This is a genomic window from Bradyrhizobium sp. CCBAU 25360, from assembly GCF_028128695.1.
In the GTDB taxonomy this organism is placed as follows: domain Bacteria; phylum Pseudomonadota; class Alphaproteobacteria; order Rhizobiales; family Xanthobacteraceae; genus Bradyrhizobium; species Bradyrhizobium ottawaense.
This window is the reverse complement of record NZ_LBJA01000001.1, coordinates 18044-31121: the sequence shown is the minus strand read 5'-3', so window position 1 is coordinate 31121 and position 13078 is coordinate 18044. Positions and strand designations below refer to the sequence as shown.

Annotated in this window: 15 protein-coding genes; 9 read left to right on the top strand and 6 right to left on the bottom strand. The window is 64.3% G+C overall.

The window, feature by feature from the left end:
• The first annotated feature begins 63 nt into the window (after window positions 1–63).
• Both XH81_RS00145 and flaF read left to right on the top strand, forming a co-directional pair.
• The gene (locus XH81_RS00145) at window positions 64–2352 is read left to right on the top strand and encodes a DUF1522 domain-containing protein (RefSeq protein ID WP_028142743.1); all 2289 of its coding nucleotides are present in this window, start codon (window positions 64–66) and stop codon (window positions 2350–2352) included.
• A gap of 292 nt (window positions 2353–2644) precedes the next feature.
• Complete coding sequence (gene flaF / locus XH81_RS00140; protein ID WP_008554779.1) at window positions 2645–3013, top strand: flagellar biosynthesis regulator FlaF; 369 nt, start codon at window positions 2645–2647, stop codon at window positions 3011–3013.
• Between the two features lie 116 nt (window positions 3014–3129).
• Here flaF and XH81_RS00135 read toward each other — a convergent pair whose 3' ends face one another.
• The 4 genes from XH81_RS00135 to XH81_RS00120 form a co-directional block, all read right to left on the bottom strand.
• The gene (locus XH81_RS00135; RefSeq protein WP_028142744.1) at window positions 3130–3489 is read right to left on the bottom strand and encodes a hypothetical protein; all 360 of its coding nucleotides are present in this window, start codon (window positions 3487–3489) and stop codon (window positions 3130–3132) included.
• Window positions 3490–3653: 164 nt separating this feature from the next.
• Window positions 3654–4148 carry a hypothetical protein gene (locus tag XH81_RS00130; protein ID WP_028142745.1) on the bottom strand — a complete coding sequence of 165 codons (495 nt, stop codon included), beginning with the start codon at window positions 4146–4148 and terminating at the stop codon, window positions 3654–3656.
• An 11-nt stretch (window positions 4149–4159) separates the two neighbouring features.
• Entirely contained in the window at window positions 4160–4528 is a 369-nt protein-coding gene (flgJ, locus tag XH81_RS00125) for a flagellar assembly peptidoglycan hydrolase FlgJ (protein WP_028142746.1), read from the bottom strand.
• Window positions 4528–5652, bottom strand: coding sequence for a flagellar basal body P-ring protein FlgI (locus tag XH81_RS00120; protein WP_028142747.1), 1125 nt, complete (start codon window positions 5650–5652; stop codon window positions 4528–4530). The genes flgJ and XH81_RS00120 overlap by 1 nt, the downstream gene beginning before the upstream one ends.
• A 284-nt stretch (window positions 5653–5936) precedes the next feature.
• Between XH81_RS00120 and XH81_RS00115 the strand changes: the two genes are divergently transcribed.
• A complete protein-coding gene (locus XH81_RS00115) occupies window positions 5937–6350 on the top strand; it encodes a flagellar assembly protein FliX (protein WP_018321841.1) in 414 nt (137 codons plus the stop codon).
• 139 nt (window positions 6351–6489) lie between these two features.
• Here XH81_RS00115 and XH81_RS00110 read toward each other — a convergent pair whose 3' ends face one another.
• Complete coding sequence (locus XH81_RS00110; protein ID WP_028142748.1) at window positions 6490–6861, bottom strand: winged helix-turn-helix transcriptional regulator; 372 nt, start codon at window positions 6859–6861, stop codon at window positions 6490–6492.
• A 147-nt stretch (window positions 6862–7008) separates the two neighbouring features.
• Here XH81_RS00110 and XH81_RS00105 point away from each other — a divergent pair, with 147 nt between their 5' ends.
• From XH81_RS00105 to XH81_RS00080, 6 genes are all read left to right on the top strand, one after another.
• Window positions 7009–7620 (top strand): NAD(P)-dependent oxidoreductase, encoded by a 612-nt coding sequence (locus tag XH81_RS00105; RefSeq protein WP_028142749.1) that lies wholly within the window; start codon window positions 7009–7011, stop codon window positions 7618–7620.
• 215 nt (window positions 7621–7835) lie between these two features.
• Window positions 7836–8201, top strand: a complete 366-nt coding sequence (gene dksA, locus XH81_RS00100; protein ID WP_008554760.1) for an RNA polymerase-binding protein DksA — start codon at window positions 7836–7838, stop codon at window positions 8199–8201.
• A gap of 261 nt (window positions 8202–8462) precedes the next feature.
• Window positions 8463–9263, top strand: coding sequence for a phytanoyl-CoA dioxygenase family protein (locus XH81_RS00095; RefSeq protein ID WP_028142750.1), 801 nt, complete (start codon window positions 8463–8465; stop codon window positions 9261–9263).
• 441 nt (window positions 9264–9704) lie between these two features.
• Complete coding sequence (locus tag XH81_RS00090; RefSeq protein ID WP_028142751.1) at window positions 9705–10484, top strand: 2-keto-4-pentenoate hydratase; 780 nt, start codon at window positions 9705–9707, stop codon at window positions 10482–10484.
• A gap of 876 nt (window positions 10485–11360) precedes the next feature.
• Window positions 11361–11690, top strand: a complete 330-nt coding sequence (locus XH81_RS00085) for a type II toxin-antitoxin system RelE/ParE family toxin (RefSeq protein WP_038971602.1) — start codon at window positions 11361–11363, stop codon at window positions 11688–11690.
• On the top strand, window positions 11690–12016 hold the full coding sequence (locus tag XH81_RS00080) for a helix-turn-helix domain-containing transcriptional regulator (RefSeq protein WP_028142753.1): 327 nt from the start codon (window positions 11690–11692) through the stop codon (window positions 12014–12016). Before XH81_RS00085 ends, XH81_RS00080 begins: the two co-directional genes overlap by 1 nt.
• 295 nt (window positions 12017–12311) lie before the next feature.
• Here XH81_RS00080 and flgH read toward each other — a convergent pair whose 3' ends face one another.
• Window positions 12312–13076, bottom strand: coding sequence for a flagellar basal body L-ring protein FlgH (flgH, locus tag XH81_RS00075; RefSeq protein WP_028142754.1), 765 nt, complete (start codon window positions 13074–13076; stop codon window positions 12312–12314).
• Window positions 13077–13078 lie beyond the last annotated feature (2 nt).

Genomic DNA, 13078 nt, shown 5'->3' with positions numbered 1-13078 from the left:
ACAAAAGCCCGCTTTGCAGACCGCGCGGCCGATTCGTATCCGGTTCAAGAGGAAGACTCGCCAATGTCCAACATCGTTCTCTCGGCGTCCGTTCGCCAGAACCTGTTGTCGCTGCAGTCGACGGCCGACTTGCTGGCCACGACGCAGGAGCGGCTGTCGACCGGCAAGAAGGTCAACACCGCGCTCGACAATCCCACCAACTTCTTCACGGCGCAGGGGCTCGACAACCGGGCGAGCGACATCAGCAACCTGCTCGATGGCATCAACAACGGTGTCCAGGTGCTGCAGGCCGCCAACACCGGCATCACCTCGCTGCAGAAGCTGATCGACAGCGCGAAATCGATCGCCAACCAGGCGCTGCAGACCACGGTCGGCTATTCCACCAAGTCGAACGTCTCCACCACCATTCCCGGTGCGACGCCGGCCGACCTGCGCGGCACGACCTCCTATGCGAGCGCGACCGCCAAGAGCAACGTGCTTTATACCGGTGCTGCCGGTGGCACGACCCCGGTCACCGGGACTGCGGCGCTCGGCGCGTCGCTGGGTTCAAGCGCGGGTACGGTGGTCGGGTTCGCCGCGACGGCGGCCGACGGCACCACCGCACTCTCCGGCACCGCCACACTGGTCGGCACCACCGCATCCACCACATTCGGGAGTGCGCCTGCGGATGGCGACACCATCACGGTGAACGGCAAGACCATCACCTTCCGCACCGGCATCGCTCCGAGCACGCAACCGACCGGCTGGGGCCTCGACGCCAGCGGGCATATCGCCACCGACGGCAACGGCAATTCGATCGTCTATGAGGGAACGGCGGCTGCGCCCGGTGCGACCATCAACGACGTCCTCAGCGCGATCGACCTCGCCAGCGGCGTCAAGACCGCCACGATCAGCGCGAGCGCGGCGACCATCGCGGTCAGCGGTTCGGCGGGTCCCGTCGGTACGCTTCAGGTGGCATCGTCCATCACGGCGGGCGCTGTTACATTGAAGAGCTCGACCGGCGCCGATCTGAGCGTGACGGGCAAGGCCGACTTCCTCAACAAGCTCGGTCTGACCGCGGCGACCGGCGCAGGCAATGCGAGCGTGACCGCGAACCGGTCGACGACCGCCGGCTCGCTCGGCTCTCTCGTTCAGGACGGCTCGACGCTCAATATCGACGGTCACACCATCACGTTCAAGAACGCGCAGACGCCGCAATCGGCGGCGAGCGTCACGTCGGGTGGCGTCAGCGGCAACATCGTCACCGACGGCAACGGCAACTCGACGGTCTATATCCAGAGCGCGACGCTGACCGACCTGCTCAACGCGGTCGACCTTGCCACTGGCGTCAAGACCGCGAGCATCTTCAACGGCGCGGCGGCGCTGTCGACCACCGCGGGCCAGATCCCGTCGTCGGTCAACAGCAGCGGTCAACTTGCGCTCTCCACCGGCATCAACGCCGATCTCTCGATCACCGGCACGGGCAACGCGCTCAGCGCGTTCGGTCTCAGCGGCAACACGGGAACGGCGACCGCCTTCACCGCTGCGCGGACCTCCGGTGTTGGCGGTGTCAGCGGCAAGACTCTGACCTTCTCCTCCTTCAACGGCGGTACGCCGGTGAACGTCACCTTCGGCGACGGCACCAACGGTACGGTCAAGACGCTCGACCAGCTCAATGTGCAGCTGCAGGCCAACCACCTGACGGCGACGATCGACGCCAACGGCGTGCTGACGGTCACCACCGTCAACGAATACGCCTCCTCGACCCTTGGCTCGACTGCCGCGGGCGGCGCGGTCGGTGGTACGCTCACCGGCGTGCTCGCCTTTACCACTGCACAGCCGCCGGTTCAGGATCCCGTCGCGCAGACGGCGCGTTCGAGCCTGGTCAGCCAGTTCAACAACATCCTGGCGCAGATCGACACGACGTCGCAGGACTCGTCCTTCAACGGCATCAACCTGCTCAACGGCGACACGCTGAAGCTGGTCTTCAACGAAACCGGCAGCTCCACGCTCGGCATCAACGGCGTCGTGTTCAACGCGGCCGGCCTCGGCCTCAGCAATCTCGTTCCCGGCACGGACTTCATCGACAACGGCGCCACCAACAAGGTGCTGGCCAGCCTGAATGCCGCCTCGAGCAGGCTGCGCTCGGAAGGATCTTCGCTCGGTTCGAACCTCTCGATCGTGCAGGTGCGTCAGGACTTCTCCAAGAACCTGATCAACGTGCTGCAGACCGGCTCGTCGAATCTGACCCTCGCCGACACCAACGAGGAAGCGGCCAACAGCCAGGCGCTGTCGACCCGCCAGTCGATCGCGGTGTCCGCGCTGTCGCTGGCCAACCAGTCGCAACAGAGCGTGCTGCAGCTGCTCCGCTAATCTCGCAGCGCAAGATCGCCACACGATATATCGCGGCGGGGCTAACGCTCCGCCGTTCTTTTGAGGGAGATCGCTAGGACAAGATTAGCTGAGATCGACACGCATCACGCGAGCGAGTTTACATCGTGCGTGCGTGGATCTAGCGTTGCGCTGACGAAGAGCTCCGCGACCCGTAATTATCCGGAGTGCTTCCAAGCACACATGTAAGCAAATCTTAAGCGGTGCTGCCTAGGGTTGGGAAAGAAATCCTTAAGCGCGTCCAACGCGCTAGGTAACCTCCAGGGTGTGATTGATGTCGAATTCCGCTGCCTCGGCTTACGCGCGCGTTGCAACGACCACTGCATCTCCTCGCGACATCGAGGCGCAGACCCTGCTCAAGGCCGCGAACAAGCTCCAGGATGCGGTGAACAACGCCGATCCGCTCAGCGAGCAGACCATGCAGGCGCTGATGTTCAACCGCAAGCTCTGGACCATCTTCCTGAGCGAGGCGATGCGCGACAACAATCCGCAGCCGATCGACGTCCGGCAGAAGATCGCCAACATCAGCGTGTTCGTGCTGAGCCAGACCGCCGCGCTGCAGATGAGCCCGCAGTTCGATCACTTCCGTCCGCTGATCGAGATCAACCGCAATATCGCCGCGGGCCTGTCCGGGCGACCGTGACGGCGACTCGTGATGGCCGCATCACGAGAATCCCAGACTAACTGTCCTTCGGAAACACGAATTTCGCGCTGACCGGTGCCGTCAGACGCAGAGCGTCGTTGCCGATCTCCCGATCGTCAGGCGCTGACGTCCGTGCTGAGCGGACGCGAGGGCTCGGACTTCATATCCAATGCATGGAAATAGGCCCGCCGGCGCAGCATCGCTTCGTCAGGGAACTGGTTGACCACCGCTTCGGTCTTGTCGTTGACGACCTGGAAGACCATGGATGCCGACGCCTGGTCGAATACGACCTGGCGCGAGACGTTCTCGTGGTTCGGCAGATCGTTGCGCACGGGTGCGCTCGTATCCGTCGCGGCGACCGTCTGGTTCACCGGAAGATCGGTTTGCACAGCCTCGTTCGCCGCCGCATTGGACGTCGTTACGATCTGCACGGGTGCCGGGATCCCCACCGGCCTGATGCTGAAATCTGTACTCATGGCAGCCTCCTGGTTGCCTAACGTGAGTCAAATCCCAACCCCTCTAATAACGCAACCATGGAACACCAGGACTGAAGACCCGGTAAGGAAACGTGACTAACCGCGCGACGATTTCGCCGCGCGGTTTTTCGTAAAATTGTCGGTTGTTTTTGTGCGCGCCCAGCTCAGAGCGAGCGGCTGACCGCGAGCGGCGTGATGTGACGCGGACCAGGAGCTGCGCGGCGACCTGCGGCAGTATAGGTGTTCGGCACGTTGCGCTTCTGGATCTCGGCATTGACGCCGCGCACGACGCTTTCGGAGACGGCGTGCGCGGTCGCGAGCACGGTGAGATTGACCTGCAGCATCGCGCGGAACGCATCGTGATGCCGGTGCAGCGTCGAGAGCAGCTCCGGCGCGGATTTCGCGAGCTGTGCCTGGTTCGCCTTCAACTGGCTGACGGCGCCGACATAGTTTCGCGACAGCTCCTGCTTCTTGCTCTCGAGCGTCATCGCCTCGCGGACCTTGCCGGCGCGAACGAGCTCGGTCTCGCGCTCGATCAGTCCGAGCAGGGCGCTCATCGCGTCCATCAGGTCTTCGGCGAGCTTGCGCGCCTCGGCGCTGCCGGGCGCGGTGTTCGGGCGCTGTTGCAGCTGCTGACGTGAGGCGTTGAAATGGTTCATCTCGTTTGACCTTATGCCGTGCGGATCGTTTTCGCCTGCTGCATGATGAGGGTGCGGTAGACTTCGGTGGCGACGCCGACGCCGCCGGCCTTGGCGAAGTTCTTGGAATATTGCTCGGTCAGCATCGAGCGCCACACGCCGGTGCCGGGCGTGTCGCCGAACGGGCCTTCGCCCTTCAGGCCCGAGGTCATCTGCGAGAACATGCTGTTGAGGAACATCGCCTCGAAGTCGGTGGCGGTCTTCTGCGCCCTGGCCTGCTGCTTCGGCGAGACCTTTTGTAGGGCGGCGGCGAGCTCGAAATCGGGCCGGCCGTTGCGGCTCTCGACCGAGAAGGCCGACGAGGTGGCAAGGCGCGGTGTGTTGATCGTGCCGGTCTGCATCACATCACCTCGATGTCGGCTTCGATGGCACCGGCGGCCTTGATCGCCTGGAGGATGCTGATCATGTCGCGCGGACCGATGCCGAGGCCGTTGAGGCCGTCGACGAGCTGCTGGAGCGAGACGCCGTCCTTGACGACGGCCAGCTTCTTGCCGTCCTCGGTGACGGTGACGCTGCTGCGCGGCGCGACCACGGTGCGGCCGCGCGACAGCGGGTTGGGCTGGCTCACCTGCGGGCTCTCGGAGATGGTGACGGTGAGGTTGCCCTGCGCGACCGCGACGGTGGCGACGCGGACGTCGCGCCCCATCACGATGATGCCGCTGCGTTCGTCGATGACGATCTTTGCGGCGAGATCGGGGTCGACCTGGAGCTGCTCGATCTCGGTAAGGAAGGCGACGACGTTGCCCTTGAACTCGGGCGGGACCGAAAGCTGCACCGTGGAGGGATCGATCGGTTCGGCGGTCTTGACGCCGAGATAGTCATTGACCGCGGCCGCGATCCGTTTGGCCGTGGTGAAATCGGCGTTGCGCAGCGCCAGGCGCACGTTCGGCAACCGATTGAGCGCGAACTCGATCTCGCGCTCGATGATGGCGCCGTTGGCGATGCGTCCCACGGTGGGAACGCCGCGCACGATCTTGGCCGCCTCGCCCTCGGCCTGGAATCCGGAGATCGCGAGCGAGCCTTGCGCCACCGCGTAGACATTGCCGTCGGCACCCAACAGGGGGGTGACGAGCAGGGTGCCGCCCTGGAGGTTCTTGGCATCGCCGAGCGCGGAGACGGTGACGTCCATGCGCGTGCCTTGCGTGGCGAAGGCCGGCAGATTGCCGGTCACCATGACGGCTGCGACGTTGCCGGTGCGGATGGTGGCGCCGCGGATGTTGACGCCCATGCGCTCGAGCATCGCCTGCAGCGACTGCTTGGTGAAGGGGATGTTGTTGAGCGTGTCGCCGGTGCCGTTGAGGCCGACGACGAGGCCGTAGCCGATCAGCTGGTTCTGCCGCACGCCTTCGATATTGGCGAGATCCTTGATGCGCGAGGTCGCAGCCGCCGGCGCGAACGACAGCACCAGCGCCGACAGCGCCGCGCAGGCCACCCCAACAATCCTCACCCAACGAACGCTTGGCATCCTCTGCTCCCCAAGGATCCTCAAAAGGCTCCTCAAATCGGAAGGACCTGCACGACACTCCCATGACGAGCTGGTCCGGCGCTGTCCTTGCGAGGGCTGTGCCAACCCGGGGCGGCGGGGATAGGCCGCTGAATAGGTTGAATAAATCTGTTTCGACCGGTGTCAGCCGGCGTTGTCCCTGAGGAGCGAAACTGCCGCCCGTCGGCAGATTTTGCCGGGCCGTTTACGCGCCGTTAACCATAAGACGGCGAAGGTGACCGCATCGATCACCCGGATTCCCTCCGATGCGCATCTACGGACCGAACGGCACGACGCTTGGAACGCCGGCCAACCAGGCCAGGCGGACCGGCTCCGGCACCTTCGTGTTGCCTGACACCTCGTCGGCGCAGGAGACCCGGAGCGCTGCCGCACCGAAGGCCGCCACCAACATCGACGGGTTGCTGGCGCTGCAGGGCGTCGAGGAGGACCCGGTCGAGCGCCGCAAGCGCTCGGTCACCCGCGGCAGGACCGCGCTCGACGTGCTCGACGATCTCAAGATGGGGCTCTTGGCCGGCAATCTCGACGCCTCGACCGTGATGCGCCTGCGCGATGCTGCGGCGAACCTGAAATCATCCTCCGGCGACCCTGGTCTCGATGCGGTGCTCTCCGAGATCGAGCTGCGCGTCGAGGTTGAGCTCGCCAAGGCCGGACGGGCCTAGCAGGCTGTCGTCGCCCTGGCTTGACCGGGCGACAGTCGTTTTCGAATCGAGAAGCCGCAGCGTACTCGATGCCCCGGTCGAGCCGGGGCATGACAGCGGAATTTAGAATGAGCGTGCGGCACTACCAAGAAAGCGCCCCTTACGCCGCTTCCTCCTTCTGCTGCGCGTCGTAGCGGCGCTGGGCGGCGAGAACGTCTTTCAGATTCTGCTCGGCCCAATCGCGCAGCGGATCGACTGCGCCGGCGAGCGTCAGCCCGAGCTGCGTGATCGAATACTCCACCGTGACGGGAACGGTCGCGATCGCATGGCGCCTGATCAGGCCGTCACGTTCGAGCGATTTGAGAACCTGGCTCAGCATCTTCTGCGAAATGCCTTCGATCGTGCGGCGCAACTGATTGAAGCGCATCGGCTCCTCGCGCAGCAGCAGCAGGATCAGCACCGCCCATTTGTCGCCGATGCGATCGAGAATCTGGCGGGTGGGGCAGTTCGCTGCATAGACGTCGGGTTTCATCGTCGGTCCTCGGAATCCGTTTTCGTCGCTCGCGGTGCGTGGCGGTTACCCTTGCGTAATCAGGTAAGCACAACGTGCTCTCTTAACACCAGCATTCTTTGCGATATCTAGTCACTGTTAGTTACCACAGAAGCAAAGGAGCCTTCCATGAAAATCGCAGTTGCCGGCGCCTCGGGTCGGGCCGGGTCGGAAATCACCAAGGAACTGTCCCGCCGCGGCCATGCGGTCACGGCCATCGCCCGGAACCCCGAGAAGATCGCGGCCCTGCCCAACGTCACGCCGACCAAGGGCGACGTGCTCGACCAGGCGGGGCTTGCCAAGCTGTGGACCGGGCATGACGTCGCCGTGAGTTCCGTGCACTTCCTGGCCAGCGATGCGCGCAAGCTGATCGGCGCGGCGAAGGACGCCAAGGTTGGTCGCTACCTCGTCGTCGGCGGCGCCGGCAGCCTCGAAGTCGCGCCGGGCGTGAAACTGGTCACGACTCCCAATTTTCCGGCCCAATACAAGGCGGAAGCGGAAGCGGGCTCGGTCTTCCTCGACCTGCTGCGGCAGGAAAAGGATCTGAACTGGACCTTCATTTCGCCGTCGGCGCTGTTCATCGAGGGGGAGCGCACGGGGAAGTTCCGGCTTGGCACCGATCAGCTTCTCGCAGATGCGAACGGGAAGAGCTGGATCACCTTCGCCGACTACGCCGTTGCGCTCGCCGATGAGATCGAAAAGCCGGCCTATCTGAGGCAGCGTTTCACGGTCGGCTACTAGGCCTTCGGCCGCCCCCGGGCCCTCCAGGATAAACCTTCCTGTGCAAGGGCTTGGGGGCGCTAACCGGTTGCTCAGGGAAACATTGTCTGTCACAGGTGGCCGCTATATAAGGCCCCGCTCAACGGACCCCGTTCCGTTTGCGAGTCGTTGATTAGACAGATAGGCCGCCCTTGGAAAAGTTGAAAAACTACCGACCGACCGAAAAAGAGCCTTTCATGAACGACCGGCAGAAGGAGTACTTCCGCTTGAAGCTCCTCGCCTGGAAGGATGAGATCCTCAAAGAGTCCAAGCTCACCCTGCAAGCCCTGCAGGAGGAGAACGTCAACCACCCCGATCTCGCCGATCGGGCATCGTCCGAAACCGACCGTGCCATCGAGCTCCGCGCCCGCGACCGCCAGCGCAAGTTGATCGCCAAGATCGACGCCGCGCTCCAGCGTATCGAGGACAACACCTACGGCTATTGCGAGGACACCGGCGAGCCGATCTCGTTGAAGCGGCTCGAGGCCCGGCCCATCGCGACGCTCTCGGTGGAAGCGCAGGAGCGCCACGAGAAGCGCGAGAAGGTCTATCGCGACGAATAGAGCCCGAGCCGCCGCGTGCGGCTCTTTTGTTTTTGGCTCACGGCGTCGCTTGAACGCCGCTGGTCCGGCGCGTAGATTCGCGCCGTCATGATGATTTGCACTCTCAACATCGCATCGGTCTTCTTCCTGGGCTGAGAGCAGGCGCCTCCGTCGCGGAGGCATTGCGTCCCGCAAGTTCGACTTGCGGCCTCCCAACCGATTGAGCCAGCCGGTTCCGCAGCGAGCGGACGATGAGGGCTGGCGAGCCTTCGAGAGATCATCATGACTGCCAATCCGCGCGCGTTCGACGACGCGCAAATAGCTAAATTCATCCGCGACGGCTTTGTCCGGATCGACAATGCTTTCCCCCGTGAGCTCGCCGAGGCGGCCCGCGTCATCATCTGGCGCGATCTGCCATGCAGCGAGCACGATCCCGCGAGCTGGACCCGGCCCGTGGTGCGGCTGCCCTATTATGGCGGCCCGCCGTTCCGGGATGCCATCAACACCGGAGTGCTCCATGCCGCCTTCGACCAGATCGTCGGGCAGGGGCGATGGCGGCCGCGACGCGATATCGGCACCTTTCCGGTGCGGTTTCCGCATCCGGACGATCCGGGCGACGACGGCTGGCATGTCGATCTCAGCTTTCCCGGCGAGGCCAGCAACCCGAACGAGACGCAGGATTTCTCGGCCTGGCGCGTCAACATCACCTCGCGGGGGCGAGCGCTGCTGCTGCTGTTCCTGTTCTCCGATGTCGGTGACGACGATGCGCCGACGCGGATCCGGGTCGGCTCGCATCTGCCGATGGCGCGCTACCTGGCGCCAGCCGGCGATGCGGGCCGGGCGCATATGCTGCTGGAGCAGATGGGGGCCGATTGTCCGGTGGCGCTCGCGACCGGTGCGGCCGGCACTGTCTATCTCTGTCATCCCTTCCTGGTTCATGCCGCGCAGAAGCATCGGGGAACGCGACCGCGCTTCCTGGCGCAACCACCGCTGCATCTCGCCGAGCCGTACCGGCTGGAGCGGAGCGAGGGCGACTACTCGCCGGTCGAGGTCGCCATTCGCCTCGCGCTTGGACGCATTTGACGGAAGCGTTGTCATTGCACGCAGCGTTGTGGCGGGTTCCTCCGCCACAACGCCGCTGTCGTCCGATGCCAATTGCCGCGATCGCGAAAAGTGAATCGCGATCAATGGGCTAGAGTCGAATCCTGCATGCTCACGTGAGTTCGCATGAGAAAAAGCCTTCACTTCAGGTGCGGGAAGTTTTGCGAGTCGCATCAAGGAGATCGACCGGCATCTTGAGACGACGGCGCAGCGGCTTCACGCATCGCTGCAATCAGGGTCTCGTTCCGCGCGGGCCGGGTGGGCTTGGCGCGTGGCTCCATAAAGACCGGACCAACTCAATATTTCCTTAAGCGGCGGGAGCCCCCCGTATTCGGCCCGGCTGAGCGCCGACCAGCGCTTGTCAGGCGCGGACGGGGATGCTGAACTGAGCGGCAATGTTGCGTAGCGTGGGAGGCGGCGCCGATGGATAAGATTCTCGAAGCCGCAAAGGCGATCGCGCTGGCGCGCCGCAACCATGCGCCGCTCGCGGCGCTGGAACGTCCCCCCATGGATGAGGCCGAGGGCTACCAGGTCCAGCGCGCGCTGCACGATCTGCTGCTGCCGCATCTCGGGCCGCTCGTCGGCTACAAGATCGGCTGCACCAGCCAGGTGATGCAGGACTATATCGGCATCCCGCATCCCTGCGGCGGGGGCGTGTTCCAGAAGGGCGTGCACGACACCGGCGCCAAGCTCGCCGCCTCCAACTATGTCCGGGTCGGGGTCGAATGCGAGATCGCGGTGCGGTTGAAGCGCGACCTTGCCGCCGGCGAGGCGCCGTTTACGGCCGAATGGGTCGGCGAAGCGGTCGAGGCCTATCATCCCGCCATCGAGATCGTCGACGACCGCTACGTGAAGTGGGAGGCGATGGGTGCCCCGACGCTGATCGCCGACGATTTCTTCGCGGCCGGCTGCGTGCTGGCCCCGGCGGTTCCGCGCTCGTCGGTGCCGGACCTGAAGGCGGTCAAGGGTCGCGCCATCCTCAATGGCGAGGAGGTCAGCCACGGCACCGGCGCCGACGTGCTCGGTCATCCCCACAACGCGCTCGCCTGGCTCGCCAACCATCTCGCCGCCGAAGGCAAGGGTCTACACGCGGGACAGTTCGTGCTCACCGGTAGCCTGGTCAAGACGCTGTGGCTGAAGGCCGGCGACAAGGTGCGGATGGAACTGGACGGGCTGGGGGCGGTAGAGGTGAAGTTTACCTGAGGGTGCGTTGCGATCTCCGTGCCCGGACGCAGCGCAGCGCAGCCCTGGCGATGCGAAGCATCGTCCAGGGAGCGGTGCGCGGCAGAGCCGGGGCCTATGCAGCAGCGTGTTGCGCGGCTATCTGGGTCCCGGCTCTGCGCCGCATCGCTGACGCGCTGCGTCTTGTCCGGACAGGCGAGGGATGAGTGTCCGGCAACAATCTCGGCTTTTCCATTAAGATCGCAATCGCGGACACGCCTCCGCATCCTCGCGGCATCTTCGGCCCGAGCTTTGTTGTCGGCTTGCCCTCCTGAAGATCAAGAAGGCGCAGGGAAGGCCGGGCGCCGGCTGGCACCCGCAATCCCGTGTGCGGATCAAACGCGCACGGGTGGATCACAGGTGACGCCGGGACATCCCAGCCTTCCCTGCGCGATGGTTTGAACGGTGTCCTTCGTGCTCTCCTCGGGGAGCGATGCACTATTGCCCCCGTCGCCTTGCGGGATGATCGATGCGCGCACCGGTTGGCCGCCACATCACCGCAAGGCTTGACGCACAGACCCCGGGCGTCAGGACCACACGACTTCTCCGTCCGCGCACATCTTCGCCGGCCCCTCGATGGCTGGCGTGCGCTCGCCATCGAGACCAAGCGTAAGACGTTGTCAGCGCCGTGTCGTACCGCGCCTGTCGCTGCTCACGGTTTCCCGCCCTGCAGCGAACATCGCGCGCCGACGCCGTCGCGGCCACCGCATTCCATCCCGCGCTTCGTGACGATCGCGATACGCCCTCTTGTGGAATGGAACGAAACGGGAACATAATGAGGTGGTCGGAGCGTGTCAACAAGAATTTCTAAAATCCGAAAATTCTGAAATTGAAAATTGGTAACGTGTGTGGTACCAAATGATCAGGATCGAAGAATATATCGTCAACGATCGTAGCCCGTTCCGCGATTGGCTCGAACGACTTGATCCGCAGGCACGTGTGATGATTGCGGTCGCGATCGAGCGGTTGGCCGACGGCAACACATCGAACGTCAAGTCCATTGGGGAGGGGGCCGCCGAGCTGAAGATCAATCGCGGCCCTGGCTATCGGGTGTATTTCGGCTGGAATGGCAATTTGCTGGTCATTCTGTTGGGAGGCGGCACCAAGCAGAGACAGCAAAACGACATCGATGCGGCGCTGCGACGATGGCGGGATTACAAGTCAAGAGCAGGACAGGGGAATAGGTGATGCCATTGACCCGGAGTTTTCGTGACACCGTCCGCGCGATGGCCGAGCGCGATCCCGCCTTTCGCGAGGCGCTGTTCCTGGAGGCGATGCAGGGCCTGTTGCAGGGGGATGTCGACTATGGCCGCACCGCGCTGCGGACCTACATCAATGCCACCATCGGTTTCGAGCGGCTCAGCGAGGTGCTCGACCGTCCGCAAAAGAGCCTGATGCGGATGGTTGGGCCGCGCGGCAATCCTACGGCCGAGAACCTGATGGCGGTGATCCACGCGCTCCAGAAGGAGACCGGTGTGCATCTGGAAATACGCGCCGTCGCCGATGCGGCGTGAGGTGACGCTAGCGTTCACCGCCATTGTTGCGAGCGCAGCGACTTGTCCGCCGAAGCCTGAGCGAAGGCGGAAGCAATCCAGAGTCTTTCCACGGAGGCAGTCTGGATTGCTTCGTCGCGAAGGGCTCCTCGCAATGACGTGGATGGGACATCGCTCTTATGGGACCATCCGACGCGCAGCTGCTTCCATCCCCAAAATACATGCGGCCTCCGGCAGGGGAGCTACCGGAGGCCGCGTAGTACATCGTCGTTCGCGCCTAGGTTCGCGAACACGATGTGGGAGCTCTTGAAGAGGGTTAGAAGGGCAGCAGAACGTCCATCACCTGCTGGCCGTAGCGCGGCTGTTGCACGTCCATGATCTGGCCGCGGCCGCCATAGGCGATGCGGGCCTGGGCGATCTTGGTGGAATCGATGGTGTTGTCGCTCTGGATGTCTTCGGGGCGGACGATGCCCGCGACCACGAGCTCGCGGATCTCGAAGTTGACGCGGATCTCCTGCTTGCCCTCAACCACGAGGTTGCCGTTCGGCAGCACCTGGGTGACGACCGCGGCGACGTTGGTCTGCAAGGCTTCCGTGCGGTTGACCGAGCCCTTGCCGTCGCTGGACGCGGTGGAGTCGGCGGTGAGGATGCGGCCGGGCAGCACCTTCTGGGCCTGCGCGCCGAGCGTCTTCGCGCCGATGAAATCGGTGATGCCTGAGTCTTCCGAATTGGTGCGGCTGCGCTGGGTCTCGTTGGCGATGTTGGCCTTGTCGGTGATGTTGACGGCCACGGTGAGGAGGTCGCCGACCTGGCGGGCGCGCTGGTCCTTGAAGAACGCGCGGCTGCCGTTGCGCCACAGCGAGTTCGGATTGTAGGAGGCGACTTCCGGCTTCGGCATCGGCATCTGCACCGGCTTGTAGCCCGGCTGCGCCGTCGGATTGTCGATCGCGGACAATTTCGGCTGCTCGCCGATCTGCGACAGGCGGTCGATCGAGGAGCAACCGCCCAGCGCGCAAGAGGCCAGCAGGAGGGCAGAGATCGCGATGCGACGAAGGCGGAAAGCCGAACTGAAAGCGGACATGA

Bases quoted from the DNA above. Each gene is read 5' to 3' on its own strand.
- XH81_RS00110 (WP_028142748.1), bottom strand. From the start codon at position 6,861: ATGAAACCCGACGTCTATGCAGCGAACTGCCCCACCCGCCAGATTCTC.
- dksA (WP_008554760.1), top strand. From the start codon at position 7,836: ATGAACGACCGGCAGAAGGAGTACTTCCGCTTGAAGCTCCTCGCCTGG.
- XH81_RS00080 (WP_028142753.1), top strand. From the start codon at position 11,690: ATGCCATTGACCCGGAGTTTTCGTGACACCGTCCGCGCGATGGCCGAG.
- flaF (WP_008554779.1), top strand. From the start codon at position 2,645: ATGTCGAATTCCGCTGCCTCGGCTTACGCGCGCGTTGCAACGACCACT.
- XH81_RS00105 (WP_028142749.1), top strand. From the start codon at position 7,009: ATGAAAATCGCAGTTGCCGGCGCCTCGGGTCGGGCCGGGTCGGAAATC.
- flgH (WP_028142754.1), bottom strand. From the start codon at position 13,076: ATGTCCGCTTTCAGTTCGGCTTTCCGCCTTCGTCGCATCGCGATCTCT.
- XH81_RS00085 (WP_038971602.1), top strand. From the start codon at position 11,361: ATGATCAGGATCGAAGAATATATCGTCAACGATCGTAGCCCGTTCCGC.
- XH81_RS00115 (WP_018321841.1), top strand. From the start codon at position 5,937: ATGCGCATCTACGGACCGAACGGCACGACGCTTGGAACGCCGGCCAAC.
- XH81_RS00095 (WP_028142750.1), top strand. From the start codon at position 8,463: ATGACTGCCAATCCGCGCGCGTTCGACGACGCGCAAATAGCTAAATTC.
- XH81_RS00130 (WP_028142745.1), bottom strand. From the start codon at position 4,148: ATGAACCATTTCAACGCCTCACGTCAGCAGCTGCAACAGCGCCCGAAC.
- XH81_RS00120 (WP_028142747.1), bottom strand. From the start codon at position 5,652: ATGCCAAGCGTTCGTTGGGTGAGGATTGTTGGGGTGGCCTGCGCGGCG.
- flgJ (WP_028142746.1), bottom strand. From the start codon at position 4,528: ATGCAGACCGGCACGATCAACACACCGCGCCTTGCCACCTCGTCGGCC.
- XH81_RS00090 (WP_028142751.1), top strand. From the start codon at position 9,705: ATGGATAAGATTCTCGAAGCCGCAAAGGCGATCGCGCTGGCGCGCCGC.
- XH81_RS00135 (WP_028142744.1), bottom strand. From the start codon at position 3,489: ATGAGTACAGATTTCAGCATCAGGCCGGTGGGGATCCCGGCACCCGTG.
- XH81_RS00145 (WP_028142743.1), top strand. From the start codon at position 64: ATGTCCAACATCGTTCTCTCGGCGTCCGTTCGCCAGAACCTGTTGTCG.